Annotated in this window: 1 protein-coding gene; it reads left to right on the top strand. The window is 56.0% G+C overall.

What is annotated here, in order from left to right:
* A partial coding sequence (locus tag MiSe_RS50645) for a hypothetical protein (protein ID WP_226595184.1) occupies window positions 1-207 on the top strand: 207 nt, incomplete at both ends.

Raw genomic sequence — 207 nt, forward strand, 5'->3', positions numbered from 1 at the left:
CCTACACCGTGACTCAAGCTGACATCGACGCCGGCGGTAACATTCTCAACACGGCAACGGCGGATAGTACTCAAACGCCGTCTGAAAGTGCTTCTACTTCGGTTCCCGTTGAGCAGAAACCAGACCTCAACATCACCAAGACAGCCTCCGTACCGGGTGGCACCGCCGATGTGGTGGGCGAAGTCATCAGCTACAGCATCGTTGTAG

It is taken from the genome of Microseira wollei NIES-4236, from assembly GCF_020521235.1.
Lineage (GTDB): Bacteria > Cyanobacteriota > Cyanobacteriia > Cyanobacteriales > Aerosakkonemataceae > Microseira > Microseira wollei.